The sequence below is a fragment of the Glycocaulis alkaliphilus genome, from assembly GCF_004000605.1.
Lineage (GTDB): Bacteria > Pseudomonadota > Alphaproteobacteria > Caulobacterales > Maricaulaceae > Glycocaulis > Glycocaulis alkaliphilus.
This window is the reverse complement of record NZ_CP018911.1, coordinates 2145120-2165037: the sequence shown is the minus strand read 5'-3', so window position 1 is coordinate 2165037 and position 19918 is coordinate 2145120. Positions and strand designations below refer to the sequence as shown.

Annotated in this window: 22 protein-coding genes; all 22 read left to right on the top strand. The window is 66.0% G+C overall.

Annotated elements, in window-relative coordinates; genetic code table 11:
• The first annotated feature begins 37 nt into the window (after positions 1-37).
• Positions 38-481 carry a YcgN family cysteine cluster protein gene (locus X907_RS10275; protein ID WP_127567682.1) on the top strand — a complete coding sequence of 148 codons (444 nt, stop codon included), beginning with the start codon at positions 38-40 and terminating at the stop codon, positions 479-481.
• A 529-nt stretch (positions 482-1010) separates the two neighbouring features.
• The gene (locus X907_RS10270; RefSeq protein WP_127567680.1) at positions 1011-1454 is read left to right on the top strand and encodes a hypothetical protein; all 444 of its coding nucleotides are present in this window, start codon (positions 1011-1013) and stop codon (positions 1452-1454) included.
• Positions 1432-2694, top strand: a complete 1263-nt coding sequence (locus X907_RS10265; RefSeq protein WP_233352583.1) for a DNA-packaging protein — start codon at positions 1432-1434, stop codon at positions 2692-2694. Before X907_RS10270 ends, X907_RS10265 begins: the two co-directional genes overlap by 23 nt.
• Positions 2695-3249: 555 nt before the next feature.
• Complete coding sequence (locus X907_RS10260) at positions 3250-4413, top strand: phage portal protein (RefSeq protein WP_127567676.1); 1164 nt, start codon at positions 3250-3252, stop codon at positions 4411-4413.
• Complete coding sequence (locus X907_RS10255) at positions 4406-4651, top strand: hypothetical protein (protein ID WP_127567674.1); 246 nt, start codon at positions 4406-4408, stop codon at positions 4649-4651. The genes X907_RS10260 and X907_RS10255 overlap by 8 nt, the downstream gene beginning before the upstream one ends.
• A 304-nt stretch (positions 4652-4955) precedes the next feature.
• On the top strand, positions 4956-5447 hold the full coding sequence (locus tag X907_RS10250) for an HK97 family phage prohead protease (RefSeq protein ID WP_127567672.1): 492 nt from the start codon (positions 4956-4958) through the stop codon (positions 5445-5447).
• A 45-nt stretch (positions 5448-5492) separates the two neighbouring features.
• Positions 5493-6701 carry a phage major capsid protein gene (locus X907_RS10245; RefSeq protein WP_127567671.1) on the top strand — a complete coding sequence of 403 codons (1209 nt, stop codon included), beginning with the start codon at positions 5493-5495 and terminating at the stop codon, positions 6699-6701.
• Positions 6702-6899: 198 nt separating this feature from the next.
• The gene (locus X907_RS10240; protein WP_127567669.1) at positions 6900-7499 is read left to right on the top strand and encodes a head-tail connector protein; all 600 of its coding nucleotides are present in this window, start codon (positions 6900-6902) and stop codon (positions 7497-7499) included.
• Entirely contained in the window at positions 7496-7906 is a 411-nt protein-coding gene (locus tag X907_RS10235; RefSeq protein WP_127567666.1) for a DUF3168 domain-containing protein, read from the top strand. Before X907_RS10240 ends, X907_RS10235 begins: the two co-directional genes overlap by 4 nt.
• A 441-nt stretch (positions 7907-8347) precedes the next feature.
• On the top strand, positions 8348-8785 hold the full coding sequence (locus tag X907_RS10225; protein ID WP_127567664.1) for a type II toxin-antitoxin system HicB family antitoxin: 438 nt from the start codon (positions 8348-8350) through the stop codon (positions 8783-8785).
• 113 nt (positions 8786-8898) lie between these two features.
• Positions 8899-9315 carry a phage major tail protein, TP901-1 family gene (locus tag X907_RS10220; RefSeq protein WP_127567662.1) on the top strand — a complete coding sequence of 139 codons (417 nt, stop codon included), beginning with the start codon at positions 8899-8901 and terminating at the stop codon, positions 9313-9315.
• Positions 9316-9317: 2 nt separating this feature from the next.
• On the top strand, positions 9318-9602 hold the full coding sequence (locus tag X907_RS10215; RefSeq protein ID WP_127567660.1) for a GTA-gp10 family protein: 285 nt from the start codon (positions 9318-9320) through the stop codon (positions 9600-9602).
• Positions 9599-9778 carry a phage tail assembly chaperone gene (locus tag X907_RS10210; protein ID WP_127567658.1) on the top strand — a complete coding sequence of 60 codons (180 nt, stop codon included), beginning with the start codon at positions 9599-9601 and terminating at the stop codon, positions 9776-9778. The genes X907_RS10215 and X907_RS10210 overlap by 4 nt, the downstream gene beginning before the upstream one ends.
• A gap of 26 nt (positions 9779-9804) precedes the next feature.
• Positions 9805-10305: a phage tail tape measure C-terminal domain-containing protein gene (locus X907_RS10205; protein ID WP_127567656.1), complete on the top strand. Its 501-nt coding sequence runs from the start codon at positions 9805-9807 to the stop codon at positions 10303-10305.
• On the top strand, positions 10302-10922 hold the full coding sequence (locus tag X907_RS10200; RefSeq protein ID WP_127567654.1) for a DUF2460 domain-containing protein: 621 nt from the start codon (positions 10302-10304) through the stop codon (positions 10920-10922). Before X907_RS10205 ends, X907_RS10200 begins: the two co-directional genes overlap by 4 nt.
• A gap of 308 nt (positions 10923-11230) precedes the next feature.
• Positions 11231-12112, top strand: coding sequence for a DUF2163 domain-containing protein (locus X907_RS10195; RefSeq protein WP_127567652.1), 882 nt, complete (start codon positions 11231-11233; stop codon positions 12110-12112).
• Complete coding sequence (locus X907_RS10190; protein WP_127567650.1) at positions 12109-12543, top strand: NlpC/P60 family protein; 435 nt, start codon at positions 12109-12111, stop codon at positions 12541-12543. The genes X907_RS10195 and X907_RS10190 overlap by 4 nt, the downstream gene beginning before the upstream one ends.
• 27 nt (positions 12544-12570) lie before the next feature.
• Positions 12571-16404 (top strand): baseplate multidomain protein megatron, encoded by a 3834-nt coding sequence (locus X907_RS10185; protein ID WP_127567648.1) that lies wholly within the window; start codon positions 12571-12573, stop codon positions 16402-16404.
• 53 nt (positions 16405-16457) lie between these two features.
• Complete coding sequence (locus X907_RS10180) at positions 16458-17363, top strand: DnaJ C-terminal domain-containing protein (RefSeq protein WP_127567646.1); 906 nt, start codon at positions 16458-16460, stop codon at positions 17361-17363.
• A gap of 90 nt (positions 17364-17453) precedes the next feature.
• A complete protein-coding gene (locus X907_RS10175; protein WP_127567644.1) occupies positions 17454-17780 on the top strand; it encodes a PepSY domain-containing protein in 327 nt (108 codons plus the stop codon).
• A gap of 31 nt (positions 17781-17811) precedes the next feature.
• Positions 17812-18498 carry a response regulator transcription factor gene (locus tag X907_RS10170; protein ID WP_127567642.1) on the top strand — a complete coding sequence of 229 codons (687 nt, stop codon included), beginning with the start codon at positions 17812-17814 and terminating at the stop codon, positions 18496-18498.
• Entirely contained in the window at positions 18495-19916 is a 1422-nt protein-coding gene (locus X907_RS10165) for an ATP-binding protein (RefSeq protein WP_233352307.1), read from the top strand. Before X907_RS10170 ends, X907_RS10165 begins: the two co-directional genes overlap by 4 nt.
• Positions 19917-19918 lie beyond the last annotated feature (2 nt).

The following is a 19918-nucleotide window of genomic DNA, read 5'->3' as shown; positions in this document are numbered from 1 at the left end:
TTCTCAAAGCCAGACGATCACGGCTAAATTATGGGCGATGACCCGCCAAGCCCCTTTTTACAAGACCAAGACGCTGGCGCAGATGAGCGAGGCGGAATGGGAATCGCTGTGCGATGGCTGCGGCCAGTGCTGCACGGTCTCTCTCATTGATGAGGACGACCCCGATGGCGAGGTGCTGCGCACCTGCATTGGCTGCGAACTGCTCGATCTGCAAACCGTGCGCTGCACCGATTACGCGAGCCGCCATGAGCGCGTGCCGTCTTGCGTGAAACTCACCCCCGGCAATGTGGCGGCTTTAAGCTGGATGCCGCAGACGTGTGCCTATCGCCTGATCGCGGAAGGAAAACCGCTCTTTGACTGGCACCCGCTGGTTTCCGGGCGCGCGGACAGCGTCGTTGAGGCGGGTGTCTCGGTCAAAGGCAGTCTGGTCTCCGAGCGCGATGTCGATGAGGAAGATTTCGAGGATTATGTGAGGGGGTAGGGAGGGGCGCCCGTATGCGCCGGTGATGACACCCTCAGGGTTCTTAAAAAAGGCTGGGTCCCCCGTCGGGGCGGGGGACCCCGGAGTTTGCCTTCCCGAATGACCGGCCAGTTTTACCACTGACCTCTCAACCGGGGTCCCGCGCCCCGACGGGGGACCCATTCTCTTGTCCTCCACCCCACCACTCGTCATTCCGGAAACGCCGTGAGGCGTTATCCGGAACCCAGCATAGAAACAAAAACTCTGGGTTCCGGGTGTCGCTCCGCTCCCCCGGAATGACGAGGGGGTGGCGTTCCCTGCGCCCTTCCGGGCCAGCCGGGGACTCAGGCCGCATCGCGGCCTGCAAGGGCGACCGCCCGCCCGAGCCTATGCGAGGCGCGACGCGCGGATGCGCGGAGCATCAGGAAAAGAGCGCATAACTTCCCCCCAATCCCCACCTCGCGAAAATAATCCCTCAACACCCTCAAAAGCTTGCAACAAACCCTCACCAATCACTCCGGCGGGGCCGGTCTTGCGGCATACTTCAGGCATGGTCGAGACATCCGAGAAGAGAGCACCGCCCCGGCGCGACTGGCTGGCGATCCGCGAGGCGCACCGGGCAGGGATGAGCCTTGAAGGGTTGGCCCTGCGTGAAGGCATCACCCTGCAATATCTCAAGGACGGGCTGGGGTGGGTGGAACGGGTTTCGCCTGCCAGCAAGACGGCCAGCCTCAAAGTGCGCCTGGAAGCGCATCTGGAGGCCGCCGAAGCGGCGCTGGCGCGCGGCGAGACGGCAGATGCGGAAAAGCGGGCAAGGGCGGTCAGCGCGCTTTTGAAAGCCGCGATGAGCGTTGATGACTGGGCGCGGCTTGCCGAGATCGCCCGCAAAACCGAGACAAGCGAGGCGCAGGCACATGCACACACCCGTGAGGCTCTCCTTGAAGAGCTTCGCCGGCGGCTTTCGCGCCTTGATGCGACGGCCAGCCGGGATTGATGCGCTCATCGCCTCCATCGATGCCCGTGAGGCCGAACGCATTCTCGATGACTGGCAAAGCTGGGCGCACCCCGCCCAGCTGGCTCCGCAAGGAGACTGGCAAGCCTGGCTATTTCTGGGCGGGCGCGGCGCCGGCAAAACCCGCGCAGGGGCCGAATGGATACGCGCGCGCATTGCGGGCGGGGCCGGGCGCATTGCGCTGGTCGGCCCGACGCATGGCGATGTGCGCGAGGTGATGATTGCCGGGCCGTCCGGCCTGCGCAGTCTGGGGCCGCGAAGGGAGCGCCCGGTCTGGGAAGCGACACGCCGCCGCCTTGTCTGGCCGTCCGGCGCGGTCGCCTACACGTTTTCGGGCGAAGACCCGGATGCCTTGAGAGGCCCGCAGTTTGACACCGCCTGGGCCGATGAATTTGCCGCCTGGCGCTATCCGCAAGGCGTGCTGGACATGCTGCGCTTTGGTTTGCGGCTGGGGGATGATCCGCGCCTGATGGTGACGACGACGCCCCGGCCCTTGCCGGCGCTCAAACGCCTGATCGCGGCGCACGGCACGGTCGTGACCCATGCGACGAGCGAGGAGAACGCCGCCCATCTGGCGCCGGGCTTCATCAAGGCGCTGCGTGAGCATTATGGCGCGTCGCGCCTGGCTCTGCAGGAGCTGGAAGGGCGTCTGGTCGACGATCCTGAAGGCGCGCTGTGGACGCGCGAGATGATCGATGCCGCGCTCGCCCGCGAGGCGGTGGAAGCGGAGAGGATTGTCGTCGCCGTTGATCCGCCGGCCGGGTCCACGGGCGATGAATGCGGAATTGTAGTGGCCGGTGCGGCGGGGCAGGGGGCGAGGCAGGTGTTCCGCGTGATCGCCGATTATTCCCTGCGCGCCCGGCCTGAGGGCTGGGCCAAACAGGTCGCCAAAGCCTTCACCGCGCATGAGGCCGACAGCGTCGTCGCCGAGAGCAATCAGGGCGGGGAGATGGTGCGCGCGGTGCTCGCCGCCGCGCTGCCGGGGCTCCCGGTGCGCCTCGTCCATGCCAGCCGGGCCAAACGCGCGCGGGCCGAACCTGTCGCCGCGCTCTATGCGATGGGCCGGGTGGCGCACGGCGCGCGGATGCCGGGGCTGGAAGACCAGATGTGCGCCTTTGGCGCGCCGGGCTTTACCGGCTCCCCCGACCGGGTGGACGCCCTCGTCTGGGCGATTGCGGCGCTTAAGGGAAGCGGCGCTGAGCCGAGGCTTCGGTGGATATGAGTTTTCTGGGTCCCCCGTCGGGGCGGGGGACCCCGGTTGATACGTCAGAGATCAACAAAACCGGGTTCCCCGGCTTGACCGGGGATCCATTCTTGCTGGCGCTGCGCGCCGGGTGGGCAAAGGTGGAAGCAATATGCCTCTCCCCTCGTCATTCCGGGCGAACCCCGGACTTGATCCGGGGGAGCCCCGGAACCCAGAGATCATAAACAGGCTGGGTTCCGGCTTTCGCCGGAATGACGAGGTATTGACCGATACCCATTCCTGAACTCCCGGCCGAGCGGTGGCGAGAGCCGGGATCTCTGGCAGCATTGGCACCAGGCCCCGGATCGCTTCGCATCCGGGGTTTCAACCGTTGGAGTGGCGTCCAGACGGCCCGGTTTCCTCCCCCGTTTACGGCGGGGTGAGGCGCGGAGCGACGAACGGCAGCGCAGCTGACGGAGGGGGGACACTTTTCTTTTGCAAATCCCCCCCTCGCCCCTTGCAGGGGCACTCCCCCCGCAGGCGGGGGGAGAAAGAGATATGCGTCCAACTACGCAACAAAAAAGAGAAAAACCCATGTTACGACAATGGTTTGGACTGCAGCGCAAGAGCGCGGGCAGGCTGGTGGCGCTGTCGCTGTCTCCCCGTCCTGCGTGGAGCCCGTGTGACTATGCGGCCCTGTCGCGCGAGGGCTATGGGCGCAATGCCGTCGCCCATCGCTGTATCCGGCTGATCGCCGAGGCCGCCGCCGCGGTGCCGCTGCGCATCGAGGGGCAGGGCAGGGCGGCGGATGCGGTGAGAACACTGCTGACCCAGCCCAACCCGGACCAGACCGGCGTGGAGCTTATGGAGCTGTTTCACGGTCATCTGCAGGTGGCGGGCAATGCCTATCTGGAGATCGCGGAAGGCTATGACGGCCCGTCCGCCCTCTTCGTGCTGCGCCCGGACCGGGTGCGCGTGGTGCCGGGGCCGAAGGGCTGGGCGGATGCCTGGGAATACCGCAATGGCGCTGATCGCCGCCTTATCGAGCGCGACCGGGCGAGCGGCAAAAGCCCTGTCCTGCATCTCAAACTCTTCAACCCGTCGGACGATCATTATGGCACCCCGCCCCTGGAGGCCGCTGCCCGCGCGGTGGATGTCCACAATGCGGGCGGGGCGTGGGCGAAAGCCCTGCTGGACAATGCCGCCCGCCCCTCCGGCGCGCTGGTGGTGACATCGAAGGATGGCTCTGACGCGCGCCTGACCGAGCAGCAATATCAGCGCCTCAAAGACGAGCTGGAAACCCTGCATTCCGGCCCTGCCAATGCCGGGCGGCCTCTGCTGCTGGAAGGGGGGCTGGAGTGGAAGCCGATGGGCCACTCGCCAGCCGAGATGGACTTCATTGCCGCAAGGCGCGAGGCCGCGCGCGAGATCGCTCTGGCCTTTGGTGTGCCGCCCATGATGCTGGGTCTGCCGGGCGATAATACCTACGCCAATTACCGCGAGGCGAACCTCGCCTTCTACCGCCAGACCATATTGCCGCTGGCGAGGAAGACCTGCGCCTCGCTCAATGGCTGGCTCTCCCCCTGGCTGGGGGGCGGGTTTGACATCCGCCCCGATGAGGATGCGCTGCCCGCCCTCTCTGAAGAGCGTCTGGCCCGCTGGAAACGCATTGGCGAGGCGGAGTTCCTGACCGATGGCGAGAAGCGCGAGCTGCTCGGCCTGAAATCGCTTGCAGACACGGAGGATGATGATGACTGAACGGCCCATTGGCTGGCGCATCGACCGGCAGATAACCCTTGGCGTCCTCGTCACGCTGGCCCTGCAGACCGCGGGCGGGCTGATCTGGGCCGGCGCGACCTCTGAACGCATCCGCCATCTGGAATTGCGCGTGGAGGCGACCGCCCCGGTCTATGAGCGCATCGCCCGGCTGGAGGAAAACTCCGCCTATACCCGCCTCGCGCTGGAGCGCATCGAAAGGCGGCTGGCGGGGGAGTAGTTTCTCTTTTCTTTGTGCTCCGCGCCTCCGCGCGTCGCTCCTCGCATTAGCTCGGGCGCGCGTTCGCGCTTTTCGGCGCTGCGCGCCGTGAAGTCCACACTTCTTCCAAGCCCTTCAACTCGTCATTCCAGAAGCGGCGTAAGCCGCTATCTGGAACCCAGTTTTCCAGAGCCCGCTGGGTTCCGGCTTTCGCCGGAATGACGAGGTATTGACCGATACCCAACCCTCAAATCCCGCCCCCGGATCGCTTCGCGTCCGGGGTTTCATTTTTCAAGCGACCCCCTAACAAAAAGGAGGCTGTCAGATGACAGCAGATGACGGCTCGGGCGAAAGGCTCGAGATCGCCGGCTATGCCAGCGTGTTCGATATTGAGGACTATTCCGGCGACATCATCCGCCGCGGCGCGTTCGCCGACAGCCTGGCCACGCGCGGGGCGGGCGGTATCCGCATGCTGTTCCAGCACGACGCGGAAGAGCCCGTCGGCGTGTGGGACGAGATTTATGAGGATGAGCGCGGCCTGTTCGTGCGCGGCCATCTGACCGGCACCACCCCGCGCAGCGCCGCCACCGCCGCCCTGATCCGCGAAGGCGCGGTCGATGGCCTCTCCATCGGTTTCCGGGCCGTGTCCGAAACCGTCCGGCCCTCGGGCGGCGGCCGCATCCTGACGGAAGTGGATCTTTGGGAAATCTCCATCGTCACCTTCCCGATGGCCGACGGCGCGCGCCTCGACATCGTGCCGCCTGCCGCGCCCGCCGCAGAACCGGTCGAAGCCTTTCTCGACACGGTTCTGGCCTGATCCCCACCCCCTTTTCACATCCCTGACCGACACGAAGGAAACCCCATGTCCCGTGAAACCAAAATGAGTGCGCCCAATGCGCAGACCCGCGCCGCGCTGCACGATTTTCTCTCCGCTTTCGAGCGCTTCAAGAGCGCCAATGACCAGCGCCTTTCCGAGATCGAGAAGCGCAAATCCTCTGACGTGCTGCTGGAGGAGAAAGTGGCGCGCATTGATGCGGCCCTGACCCGCCAGAAGGCGGCGCTGGACCGCATGAGCGTGGACGCCACGCGCCCCTCCATCGGGCGCAAGTCCGCCGCCCATCCCGGCTGGAACGCCTATGTGCGCCGGGGCGATGCCTCTGCCCTGATCGAAGCCAAGGCCCTCTCGGCTGGCTCGCCGGGCGATGGCGGCTATGTCGCCCCGCCGGAGACCGAGGCGATGATCAACCGCCTGCTGGCCAGCGTCTCCCCGATCCGCGCGATTGCATCCGTGCGCCAGACCACGAGCCACACCTTCAGGAAGCCCGTCAGCCTGGGCGGCGCTGTCGCCGGCTGGTCTGCCGAGACCGGCGTGCGTAACCAGACGGCGACGCCGGAGATCACGCTGGTCGAGTTCCCGACGGCCGAGCTCTACGCCATGCCGGCGGCCACGCCGGTGATCCTCGATGATGCGCTGGTGGATATTGATCAGTGGCTGGCCGAAGAGGTGCGCGACGTGTTCGCCGCCGAGGAGGGCAAGGCGTTTGTGTCCGGCAATGGCACCAACCAGCCGCGCGGCTTCCTCGCCTATGACAAGGAGCCGGAAGGCACGCAAGGCTGGGGCGAGATCGGCTATGTCGCCACCGGCGCGGCGGGCGATTTCGATGAGGATCCGGTCGATGCGCTGATCGATCTGATCTATGCGCCCGCTACCGGCTACCGCTCAAACGCGCGCTTTGTGATGAACCGCCAGAGCGTGTCGCGCATCCGCAAGCTGAAGGACCAGGACGGCAATTATATCTGGCAGCCGGCGGTAAACGCCGGTCAGGACGCGAGCCTGATGGGCTATCCGCTGACCGAGGCCGAGGACATGCCCGACATTGGCGCGAATGCGTACGCGATTGCCTTTGGTGATTTCGAGCGCGGCTATCTGGTGGTCGACCGCCAGGGCATCGAGATCCTGCGCGATCCCTATTCGGCCAAGCCCTACGTGCTCTTCTACACCACCAAGCGCGTCGGCGGCGGGGTGCAGGACTTCAACGCCATCAAGCTGTTGAAGTTTGGCGAGAGCTAGGGCGGTTTTAGCTTCCGCAAGCAGGTTTCCTCCCCCGTTTACGGGGGAGGTGCCTTCGAAGAAGGCGGAGGGGGGAGCTTGTTTCGTGCAATCCCCCCCCCTCGGCCCTTCGCGCGTTCGACGCTTCGCGTCTCACCCCGCTCGTAAACGGGGGGAGAAAAGGGTCCGCGCTTCCCCAACTTCTGAGGAGCTTCTCCCATGGGACTTCAAACGCTGGGGGCAGCCCCCGCAGCGCCTATTGCGCTGTCTGATGCCAAGGCGTGGCTGCGTGTCGGCCATGCGGGCGAGGACGCTAGCATCACCGCGCTCATCAATACGGCAACCGCGCGGGTGGAGGCCGAGACGGGCCGGGCGCTTCTTGTCCGTACTTTCCGCGAGACACTCGATGGCTGGCCGATCCGCCGGCTGTCGGGCTGTGGCACGGCCTTCGCGCTGGCGGTTGCCCCTGCCGTCAGCGTGGAGGCCGTGCGCATTTTCGACCGCGCAGGCGAGGTAACACTCTGGGATGCGGACGAATACCGCGTCGACGCCAGCGCCGACCCCGGACGCCTGATCGCCCGCGCGCCCTTTGCTTTTCCAAGGCCGGGGCGGCTGGCGGCGGGCATCGAAATCGACTTCACCGCAGGTTATGGCGAGACCGCCAGCGACGTGCCGCCCGCCCTGATCGAGGCGGTATTGCGCCTGGTGACCGAAGGCTATGCGGCCAGCGAACCTTCGCTCGCCACGGGGCGTGGCCCGGCGCGCCTGCCCGAAACGGTGGAGAGTCTCTTACGGCCCTTCCGGCAGGTGCGGTTATGAGCGCGGCCAAGGCGCTGCAGGCCGCTATCCTTGCGCATCTCGCGGCCGATGCGGGCGTGCAGGAACAGCTCGGTAATCCACCACGCATCCATGACCGCGCACCGGCGGGCGCGGCCTACCCTTATGTGGCGCTGGGCCGGGGCGAGAGCCGACCGCTGGATGGTGATAGCGCACCCCTGAGCGAGCATCGCCTGACCCTTCATGTCTGGACCCGCCGCCATGACTTTGGGCAAGTGAAATCCATCACCGGCGCGATTGCCTCCGCGCTGCACAATGCGCAGTTCGCCCTGCCTGATGGCTGGCGCCTTGTCCTCTGCCGATGCGTCTACACCGACCATTTCGAGGGCGCAGACGAACGCGCCGTCCACGGCCTGGTGCGGATCAGGGCGCTGGTCCAGACCGTCTGATTTTCAACCTAGAAAGAGAGTAACGCCTTGTCCTGCGTGGCGGCGACGGCACATGTTGGGCCGCCCCGTACGCTGGGACTTACGACGTTAGTTGACTCCACCAAGCCGGTGATGTTGTGTCGAGACTAACAGGGGAGAGCGCAATGGCTCGGCGGCCAGTTGCGGCGAAAATGCCTAAGTCGGGCGCTAAGCTGCCGAAAACGCTACAAAAAATGCTCGCCAATCCGAAAGATGATTGGCGGATTGAGCAGGTCGTGAGTGTTGCCGAGAAGGTTGGGCTTCGTGTTCAGTCCCCAAATGGCGGGAGCCATTACGTTTTCTCAAGCGTACATGTGACGCAAGGTCACGTGACCGTGCCTTATAAACGACCGATTAAGCCGCTATATATTAGGCTGTTCGCGGAGTTTTGCTGCGCGCACTTGCACATGCAGGAGGATGACAATGGCAAATAACCAGTACGAGATTCTGGTTGCTCCACTGCCCGATGAAGAGGGTGGCGGGTACATTGCTGTTGTACCCGATTTGAATGGGTGCCTTTCTGACGGCGACACCCCGCAGGAGGCGCTGGAAAACGCGCTTGATGCGATTGAGCAGTGGCTGTCTGCGCAAAAGGCGATGGGTCGCAAAGCGCCCAAGCCGGGTTGCGGGCGCGCTGCTGCAGAGAAGCGCGACAGAGAAATTTGTGAGGCGTTGGAGAACGCGCAAAAGACTATCGATGAGCAAATGCAAGTTATACGGGATTTGCATGCTCAGGTTCGCGAGCTTGAAGAATGCGGTCCTAACTTCCTGCGGATCGCTGGCGGTCCTGCGTGGCCATTGCCGCCATCCCCTCGTAGGACAGCAGCCACTCCCCGCCCTAAGCTGGTGACCAGCAATTAGCTGACAGGGTGATTTCCTTAAGGTGAGGCAACGCGCCCTCCCCACCTGATCAAAAGCCGCCTTTAGGGCGGCTTTTTTCTTGCCTGCAATTCAACCCAAAAAAGGAGACGCCCATGACTGCCCAGGCAGGACGGGACATGCTCATCAAGCTCGGCAATGGCGCGAGCCCGGAGAGCTTTGCCAGCGTGGCGGGCCTGCGCGCAAAAGCGCTGAGCCTCAATGCGCGCACAATCGACGCCACCCACGCAGACAGCCCCGGCCAGTGGCGCGAGCTGATCGCCGGGGCGGGCGTGAAAACGGCTGCCGTCACCGGCACGGGTATCTTCCTCTCCGGTGAGGGGGATAATGCCATCAGGCAGCACTTCTTCGCGGGCGCGACGCCGAACTTCCAGCTGGTCATGCCGGAGTTCGGGATCATTGAAGGCCCGTTTGCCATCAGCGCGCTGGAATATGCCGGGCGCCATGATGGCGAGGCGACGTTCTCGATCTCGCTCGCCTCTGCCGGCGCGCTCAGCTTCGAGGCGCTGTGACCATGGCCAATCCGCAGCGCGGCGAAGTGGTGCTGGAGGCGGGCGGGGAGCGCCATGTGCTCTGCCTGACGCTGGGCGCGCTGGCCGAGATCGAGGCGCTGACCGGCGCGTCAGGCATGACCGAAATCGGGCCGAAGCTCGCCTCCTTGAGTGCCAGCGGCATGCTGGACCTGCTCTCCATCCTCCTGCGGGCGGGCGGTAGCGCGGCAGATGCCCGGACGCTGGCCATCACGCCCGCAGAGGCCGCGAAGGCCATCGCCCGCACCTTCGAGGCGGCGGCGCAATGAACGCGCACTGGGCGGCGTGTTTGAGCTTTGCGGTTCTGCGCCTCGGCCTGACGCCGCAGGCTTTCTGGGCGCTGTCGCTGGCCGAATGGCGGGCGCTGACGCAGCCCGTTGCGGGTGTTCCGGATCTGCCCGACCCGGCGGCCCTGCGGGCGCTGGCGGCGCGCTTTCCTGACTGAATTTCAATCCATGAAAGGCATGAGCCATGCCCGATACTGACCGCTTTGATGCGGGTGCTCTTACCAGCGCCGCGCGCGAGGCCGAAGAGGCCGCCCTGTCGGTCTCGCGTGCGTTTGAGCGCACCGGCGATGACATTGCCCGCGCCATGGAACGCGCGGCGCGCTCCGGCTCGCTCTCCATCCACACCATGGTGGAAGAGGCGTTGCAATCGCTGGCGCGCCTGGCGCTGGACCGGTTCATCATCAATCCGCTGGGCCAGATGCTGGGCCAGCAGATCGCCGGGATTACCGGCCAGCGCGCGGAAGGTGGTCCGGTGCTGGCGGGCCAGAGCTATCTGGTGGGTGAGCGCGGGCCGGAAGTGTTCACGCCCATGGCCAATGGCGCGGTCGCGCAGACGGGTGCCGCACCCATCATCAACATATCCATTCAGGCGAGCGGCGATACGCTTTCCGCCGTGCGCCGCAGTGAAGGCCAGATTGCCGCGAGCCTTGCGCGCGCGGTCCGCGCCGGGAGTGAGCGGCTATGAGCGCGTTTCACGACGTCCTCTTTCCGTTAAGCGTGGGGCTGGGCGCGCGCGGCGGGCCGGAACGCTTCACCGAGATTGTCGAGCTCGCCAGCGGCCATGAGGAGCGCAACTCTCCCTGGGCGCATTCGCGCCGCCGCTGGGACGCGGGGCCGGGCGTACGCTCGGCAGATGATCTGGCTTTGCTGACGGCGTTTTTCGAGGCGCGGCGCGGGCGTCTGCATGCTTTTCGTTTTCGCGATCCGGCCGATCATGCCTCGTGCCTGCCGTCCGCGCAGGTGAGCGCCAGCGACCAGCTTTTGGGGCTGGGCGATGGCACGCGGACCCGTTTCCCGCTTCTCAAACGCTATGGCGAGGGAGAGGGCGTCTATCTGCGCCCGATTGCCCTGCCCGTGGCGGGCAGTGTGCAGGTGGCGGTCAATGGCGCGGCGGCGGGCTTCACGCTCGATGGCGCGGAGATCGTGCTGGCCGAACCGGCCCCTGATGGCGCCAGCGTCAGCGCCGGTTTCCGCTTTGATGTACCGGTGCGCTTTGACACCGACAGGCTGGAAATCGCGCTCGATGCCTTCCGCGCCGGTGCGGTCTTCAGCGTGCCGCTGGTTGAGGTGCGACTCTCCTAGTGATGCTCCACGCATCCGCGCTCGCCGGTCGAAAATGTTATCGCCGGAACCTCTCCACCGGGGTCCCCCGCCCCGCCTGTCCCCGTGAAAACGGGGAACGGGGGACCCATGGAAAAGCTCAATGGCTGAACATGGACCCCGGCTCGGGGGCCGGGGACCCGGTTGAAAGTCAGACGACCAGTTCTTCACCCCCCCTCGTCATTCCGGCGAAAGCCGGAACCCAGTCTTTTTGTTAGAGCGCTGGGTTCCAGATAAGCGCTTTGCGCTTTCTGGAATGACGAAATTTCTTCGAATTGAATGAGGCTTCCATGCTCTCCCTTCCTCCTGCCATGCAGGCCGCGCTGGATAGCGGCGTGACGCAGCTGGCCTGGTGCTGGCTGATTACGCGCCGTGACGGCACGCAGCTCGGCTTTACCGACCATGATGGCGTGCTGGAGATTGACGGCGTGGCGTGCGAGCCGGGCAGCGGGCTGATCCCCGGCCATATCCGCGCAGAAACCGGCAGTCCGGCGCGCGGTGCGGCCTTCGGAGCGGTCAGTTCAGACCGGATCAGCGCGACCGGCATCGCCAAAGGGCTTTATGACGGCGCGCGCGTGGAGGTCTGGCGGGTGGACTGGGCAGCGCCGGGGACCGCTGTGCGCGTCTTCACTGGCGAGATTGGCGAGATACGCCGCTCTGGCGCCGGGTTCGAGGTGGAGCTCGCAGGGCTTTCCGCGCGCCTGAACCGGCGCATTGGCCGCGTGTTTTCAAAGACTTGTGATGCGGAGCTGGGCGACGCGCGCTGCGGCGTGGATGTGTCTGCTCCCGCCTATACCGGCGAAGGCAACGTGGCGGATGTGGCCAGCACGGCGAGCTTCACCGCAGCGGGGCTTGCCGGCTTCACGCCCGGCTGGTTTGCCCATGGCAGGCTGGTCTGGCTGACCGGCGCGAATGCGGGTGCAGCGGCACGCATCGACACCCATGAGCTGCGCGGCGGCGCGGTGCAGATCGCGCTGGCCGGCGCGCCCGCCTTTCCCTTGGCGGCAGGCGACACATTCCATATCATTGCGGGGTGCGATGGCCGGGCGGAAACGTGCCGGGCGAAGTTTGCCAATTTTGCCCGCTTCCGGGGCTGCCCGCACATTCCCGGCAACGATGTACTGATCCGCCATGCGGGGTCTGAGCCCGTGCGCGATGGAGGCCGCCGGTGAGCGCCAACCGCGCCGCGATCATTGCCGAGGCACGTCAGTGGATCGGCACGCCCTACCGCCATCAGGCAAGCTGCAAGGGCGCTGGCACGGACTGTCTGGGGCTGGTGCGCGGCGTGTGGCGGGTGTGTGTTGGCCCGGAGCCTGAAACCCTGCCCGCCTACAGCCCGGACTGGGCGGAGCGATCAGGTGAAGATACGCTGCTGGCGGCGCTGAACCGGCATTTCGATCCTCGTGGCCTCGATGAACGCCAACCCGGCGACGTGCTTCTCTTCCGTATTCGCGTCGGCGGACCGTCGCGCCATTGCGCCATCCTCTCCACACCCCATTCCATCATTCACGCATGGCAGGGGCGGGCGGTGGCCGAAACGCCGCTGGATGGCTTCTGGATGAGGCGCATCAGTGCTGTGGCGGCCTTTCCCATCCCTGACTGATCTCTCTCCCGAACAAGGACATCTCCCATGGCCCAGATGGCCTTTGCCGCTGGCGCGCGCCTTGCCGCCGGTGCCTTGCGTACGCTTGCCGCCCAGGGCGTGGCACGCCTGTTTTCTGCGGGCGGGCGCGAGCCTGCACGTCCTGACGGGCTGGACATCCAGACCTCCACTGAAGGCAGTCCTGTGCCGCGCATCTATGGACGGATGCGCCTTGCCGGGCAGGTGATCTGGGCGTCGCGCTTTCGCGAGACGCGGGTGAAGGAGCAGCGCTCGGGCAAGGGTGCGGGCGGCTCCACGCGCAGCTATGCCTATTCGGTCAGCTTCGCCGTCGCCCTGTGTGAGGGGCCGATTGCGGGTGTGGGGCGGGTCTGGGCCAATGGCGCGCCGCTGGATACGGGGCGCGTCACCATGCGCGTACATGCCGGAACTGAAGGCCAGCTGCCCGACCCGCTGATCGCGATGATCGAGGGGGTGGAGGCCGCGCCCGCCTACAAGGGCCTTGCCTATGTAGTGTTTGAGGATTTGCCGCTGGACGATTTTGGTTTGCGCATTCCCCAGTTGAACTTCGAGGTGCTGGGCGGCGGCGATGCGCCCGAAGCCGGTTCGCTGGAAAGCCTCATCGAGGGCGTGTGCCTGATCCCGGCATCGGGCGAGTTTGCCTATGCGAGCCAGCCGGTCATGCGCGAGATCGCAGACGGGCGCGACGCGCCGGAAAACGTCCATATCCTGCGCGCCGATACCAATATCGAGGCGGCGCTGGATGATCTGGCCATGCGCCTGCCCGAATGCCGCTCTGTGGCGCTGGTCACCGCCTGGATCGGGACTGATCTGCGCTGCGGGGAGTGCCAGATTCGCCCCGGCATCGAGTCCTTTGACAAGATCACCCGGCCCCATGCCTGGCGGGCTGGCGGTGTGAACCGGGAGCACGCGCACCTGATCAGCGGCGGGCCAGAGAAGCCGGTCTATGGCGGCACGCCCTCTGACCGCAGCGTCATCGAAGCCATCCAGCTCCTCAAAAGCCGTGGCTACAGGATAGTCCTCTACCCCTTCATCCTGATGGATGTGCCGCAAGGCAATGGCTTGCCAGACCCCTATGGCGGGGCCGAGCAGGCGGTCTTTCCGTGGCGCGGACGCATTACCTGCCATCCCGCGCCCGGCCAGCCGGGCAGCGTTGATGCCAGCTCTGCCGCCGCTGCGCAGGTCGCGAGCTTTTTCGGTAGCGCCAGCGCATCCCATTTCAGCACGTCGTCCGGACAGGTGCATTATTCCGGGCCGAATGAGTGGCGGTTTTCCCGCTTCATCCTGCACCACGCGGCACTGGCGGCGGCGGCGGGCGGGGTGGACGCCTTCCTCATCGGGTCGGAGATGCGCGGGCTGACCACTATCCGCTCCGCGTCCGGCGTCTATCCGGCGACCGCACACCTTAAAACGCTGGCCGGGCAGGTGCGCGCGCTGCTGGGGGCAGGGTGCAAGCTCTCCTACGCGGCGGACTGGTCGGAATACTGGGGCCATGCGCCGGGCGGGGGCGAGCGCCGCTTCCATCTCGATCCGCTCTGGGCGGATGCCAATATCGATTTTATTGGCCTCGACTGGTATATCCCGCTGGCGGACTGGCGCGACGGCGCAGGCCATCTCGATGCGCTGGCCGGTTTCACCTCCACCCACGATCCGGCCTATCTCGTCTCACAGGTCGAGGGCGGGGAGGGGTTTGACTGGTATTATGCCAGCCCCGCTGACCGGGAGAGCCAGACCCGCACGCCCATCACCGATGGTCAGGGCGAGCCATGGATCTGGCGCTACAAGGATTTGCGCAGCTGGTGGAGCGAGGCCCATCACGAGCGCGACGCATCCGGGACACGCCTGGCCCAGCCGACGGCATGGGTTCCCCGCTCCAAACCCTTCACCTTCATCGAATATGGCTGCCCGGCGGTCGACAAGGGCGCAAACCAGCCCAATGTCTTCATCGATCCGAAAAGCTCTGAAAGTTTCGCGCCATACTTCTCGCGCGGCACACGCGATGACGTGGTCCAGCGGCGCTATATCGAGGCGCTGATGGGTTATTGGCAGGGTGCCAATAATCCCGTCTCGCCACTCTATGGCGGGCCGATGATCGACCTCGGCTTAAGTCATGCCTGGACGTGGGATGCGCGGCCCTTCCCCGAATTTCCCGCCCTGTCCACCGTCTGGGATGACGGGGCGAACTGGCAGCTCGGCCACTGGCTGACCGGCCGTGCCGGGCAGGCGAGCCTTGCGCGCATCGTGCAGGATGTGGCCGCGCGCGCCGGTCTCGATGCGGTGGATACAACCCGGCTCGACGGCCTCGTCGCCGGGCTGGTCATTGATGGCGGGGAGCGGGCGCGCGATGTGCTCGTCCGGCTGGGTGCGCTCTACGGCTTCGACATGGTGGACCGCGCCAATGGCGTGGCCGCGTGGCCGCGTTCGGCGCTGGCCGTCACAAGCCTTGATGCCAGCCATTGCTTGCGCGCGGGCAATGCGCCGCCGCTGGTCATCACCCACGAAGCAGCGGCAGGACGCGTGCGCGAAGTGCGCATCGCCCATATCGCCGATGATGAAGCTTACAGCCCGGCCATCGCCTCGGCGCGCGGGCTGGATGCGGCGGTGGAGGGCGTGGCGGAGTTTGGCCTGCGCATTCTCGCCGATACCGGTCAGGCGCAAGGCTGGGCGCAAGGCCTGCTACGCAGTGATGAGGCGGGCGCGCTGGGCGTTGATCTGACGCTGCCGCCGTCCCTGATGGCGGTGGAGGCTGGCGATACGCTCATCCTGTCTGGCGAAACCGGCATGGACGCGCCGCTAATGGTGGCAAGCCTTGAAGGCGTCGCCGCCCGTCAGGCCGCTCTGGTGACGGCCGCTGCGCGTGATCCTGTTCTGGCCGGGACGCAGCCCTCATCGCGGGAACCGGATCAGGCCCCGCCATCGCGGCCCGTTCTGGTGGCGCTTGATCTGCCTGTCCTGCCTGGTGAAACGTCCGAGAGGGGCGGGCTGTGGGTCGCGGCCTTTGCTGCGCCGTGGCCCGGTCCGCTGACACTTTATGCCGGGCCGGATGCGTCGTCTGTGGCGCCGGTGCTCGAACTGGAGCAGCCTGCGAGCCTTGGCCGCCTGACCGCTGATCTGCCTGCCGGATTTGAAGGCAGGTGGGACCGGGCAAGCGTGCTCGACATCACCTTGTTTGATGGCGCTCTGGAGAGCGTGGCTCCATTATCGGCGCTGTCAGGCGTCAATCAGCTCGCGGTGGAAGGCGCGGACGGGTGGGAAATCATCCAGTTTGCGAGCGCCGAGCTGGTAGCGCCGTCACAATGGAGATTGCGTGACCTGGTACGCGGCATAGGCGGCAGCGCCATTGGCGGCGCGCCGTCCGGTGCGCGCGTGGTAGTGCTGGACGGGGCAGGCGCGGTGCTGCCCCTTGATGCCAACGCCCTTGGTGCGCGACTGACACTGATTGCCGTGCCGCCGGGGCGCAGCCTTGACGATGTCTCCGCAAGGCAGGTGGAAGCCCTCTATGAGGGCGTGGAATATCGCCCGCTCTCGCCGGTGCATCTCAAAGCCGTCTGGCAGGGCGATGAGCTCGCCTTGAGCTGGATACGCCGCACCCGCCTTGAGGGCGATGCCTGGGGCGTGGGCGAGGTGGCGCTGGGCGAGGCGCAAGAGCTCTACCGGGTAGAAATCAGCGACGATGCCGGGGCGCTGCTGTGGACGGGCGAAAGCACGCTGCCCTCAATGCTTGTTCCGTCTGAAACGGCTCTGGAACTGCCCGCTGGTGCCTACTGGCAGGTGGCACAAACGTCAGCGCGGACCGGGCCGGGCCGCCCGGCGCAAGGCACACTGCCTGCCCCCTTGCCCTGAGCCCTGCAGCACGCCACATCGCCAAGCGGTCAAAGCGCTGCTATCCCATCTGCATCATGATGAACCCGTATGCGATTCTGGGCGTTTCGGAGCGTGCCCCGGCGGACGAGATCCGCAAGGCTTACCGCAAGCTGGCCAAAGAGCTGCACCCTGATGCGCGCCCCGGCGACAAGGCCGCCGAGGAACGCTTCAAACAGGTGACGCAGGCCTTCAAGCTCTTGTCCGATCCCGAACAGCGCGCGCGCTTTGACCGGGGCGAGGTGGACGGGCAGGGCCAGGAGCGGCCCCAATACCATTACCGTTCACGCCCCGGTGCCGGGCCGGGCCAGCGCGGGCCGCAAGGACGGTTTGAAGATCTGGGCGACATCTTTGCCGATCTGTTCGCGGCCCAGAATGCAGGCGGACAGCGCCGCCGGTCCGCGCCGGAGAAGGGCGCCGATTTGCGCAGCGAGGTGCGCATCAGCCTGCCCGAAGCGGTGCTGGGCACGAAAAAGCGCCTGTCGCTGCCCGGCGGGCGGGCGCTGGATGTGACCATCCCCGCAGGCGTCAATGACGGGCAGGTGCTGCGCCTGAAAGGGCAGGGCCATGGCTCGCTATCGGGTGGACCGCCCGGCGCGCTGCTCGTCGAGATCAGGATTGCGCCCCATCCCCATTTCCGCCGCGAGGGCGATGACATACGCCTCGACCTTCCCATATCGCTGAAAGAAGCGGTGCTGGGCGGGCAGGTGCGCGCGCCCACGCTGGATGGCGATGTGGAGGTGCGTATTCCCGCCGGTGCCAGTTCCGGGGCGGTGCTGCGTCTGAAGGGGCGCGGCGCGCCCAAAAGCGGCGGGCAGCGTGGCGATCAGCTCATCCGGCTGATGGTCGATCTGCCATCAGGTGATCCTGAGCTGGAAGAATTTGCAGAAAGCTGGCGTCCACCGACGGGATATGACCCGCGCAGGCGTTTAAAGAGCTAATGCATGCGTGCTTGGCCCGGAGCCTGCATGTCTGCAGAATGACACTGTCGTTCAGATAAGGTTCAGCGCTCCGGTGCGAAACATGTCGGCATGATGAAACGCTATGCCCTTCTCCTGACCTGCCTGGCCGCTCTTGCGGCCGCCGATGCGCGTGCGTCTGACGTGTCAGGCGAGGCGCAGGCGTTTGACCCGCGCTCGCGCTATTCGGCCGATGAAGCGCGTGACCAGCGTCAGTCGGGCAATGTCGTGCCCGCCCGCGTCGCCATCGACAATGTGCGCCGCCGCTATCCCGGCGCGCAGGTTCTTGATGTCGAGCTCGTGCGGTCGGGTTCTGCCTACTACATCGTGAAAATACTGACCCAGGAAGGCCACCGGATCGACGTGCGCGTTGATGCGGCCACTGGCCGGGTCATGTAATGCTTGTACCTTGCTCAACGGAGTGTGTCTGATGCGCGCCCTGATAGTTGAAGACGATCCCGATCTGCGCCGCCAGCTGAAAGACGTGCTGGACCATTCCGGCTACGCCGTGGACGAGGCCGGTGACGGCGAGGAAGGCTGGTTCATGGGCGATACCGAGCCCTATGATGCCGTCGTGCTCGATCTCGGCCTGCCGCGCCTTGATGGCGTGAGCGTGCTGGAGCGCTGGCGCAGTGCGGGCCGCGACTTCCCCGTTCTGATCCTCACCGCCCGTGACCGCTGGAGCGAGAAGGTGGCGGGGTTTGATGCGGGCGCGGACGACTATCTGACCAAGCCCTTCCACCCTGAAGAATTGCTGGCGCGCCTGCGTGCGCTGACCAGGCGGGCGGCGGGGCATGCCAGCTCAACGATCGAGATGGGTGATCTGTCTGTGGATACGCGCGGCGCGCGGGTGTTTGTCGGCGACCAGCTGGTCAAGCTGACCTCGCACGAGTTCCGCATCCTCTCCTACATGATCCACCATCGTGAGCGCGTGATCTCGCGCACCGAGCTGGTCGAGCACATTTACGATCAGGATTTCGACCGTGATTCCAACACGATCGAGGTGTTTGTCGGCCGCCTGCGCAAGAAGATCGGCAATGACCGGATCGAGACCGTGCGCGGGCTGGGCTACCGGCTGGTGGCGCCCGGTCCTGACACGCGGGCCAAGGCGGGGTGAGCGCTGAAAGCAGTGACACGCTGATCGAACGCGGATCGCTGCTCAGGCGGCTGAGCCTTCTCGCGCTCAGCTGGGGGCTCATCCTGCTGACGGTCGGCGCGGTGTCACTGACGGCGGTATTTCGCCAGACCGTGCTGACGGACCTTGATAACCGGCAGGCCAATATCGCCGAATTTCTGCTGATCCAGCTCGAAGCGACGCCCGATGGCGGCGTCGTGCTGACGCGCGAGCTGCTGGACCCCCGATTTGGCCAGGTGTTCTCCGGCCGCTACTGGCAGGTGAGCCGGGCCGGTGCGCCCGCTGATGCGGAGCCTGTCGAGCGCTCCCGCTCCTTGTGGGATGAAACCATTATTCTCTCTGACAGCGTGCGGGCGGCGGCGATTGCCGCCAATGGCCAGCCTGTCGCGGGCAACGCGGCGGGACCGGACGGTGAGCCTTTGCGCCTTTCGGCGCGGGCCGTCGTCCTGCCGGGGCTGGAAGAGCCTGTCATCATCATCGCTGCGGAAGACCGGCGTCCGTCCGACACGCGTGTCTGGACATTCGGCCTCGTTGCGGCCGGCCTGCTTGCCGGCTTCGCGATCCTGCTGGCCGTTGGCGTGGTGGTGCAGGTGCGCGTTGGCCTGTCTCCGGTGCTGAAATTGCGGCGCGCCGTGGCCCGTGTGCGTGACGGCGAAACGCACAGGATTTCCGGTCAGTACCCGTCCGAAATGCTGCCGCTGGCTACCGAGCTGAATGCGCTGATCGATCACTCGCGCGAGGTGGTGGAGCGTTCGCGCACCCATGTCGGCAATCTTGCGCATGCCCTGAAAACGCCGATTACCGTGCTCTCCAACGAGGCGCGCGGCGATGACACCCGGCTGGGTGATCTTGTCCGCCGTCAGACCGATGCGATGACCGGGCAGGTGGAGCACCATTTGCGGCGGGCCCGGGCCGCCGCCAACGCCAAGGCCATTGGCGCGCGAACCCCCGTTGGCGAGGTGGTCGAGGATCTCGGCCGGACGCTGCGCCGCATCTATGCCCGCCGTGATGTACAGCTCGACTGGCAAGTCGAAGGCGATCCGGTGTTTCGCGGCGAGCGTCAGGATCTCGAAGACCTTGTCGGCAATCTTGTCGATAATGCCTGCAAATGGGCGGCCGGCGCGGTGCAGGTCAGTGCCCGCACCGGAGCGGACGGCTCGATTGTGCTCAGCGTGGACGATGACGGGCCAGGTCTGGACCCGCAGGCGCGCGAACGCGTTCTGGGCAGGGGTGTGCGGCTGGACGAGCAGGCACCGGGGACCGGATTTGGCTTGTCGATCGTCAGTGATCTGGTGAAAGCCTATGGCGGGGCGCTGGCATTGGAAGCCAGCCCTCTGGGCGGTTTGAGTGCCCGTCTGGTGCTGCCCGGCGTGACCCGCACAGGGGAAACGCGCCATTAACC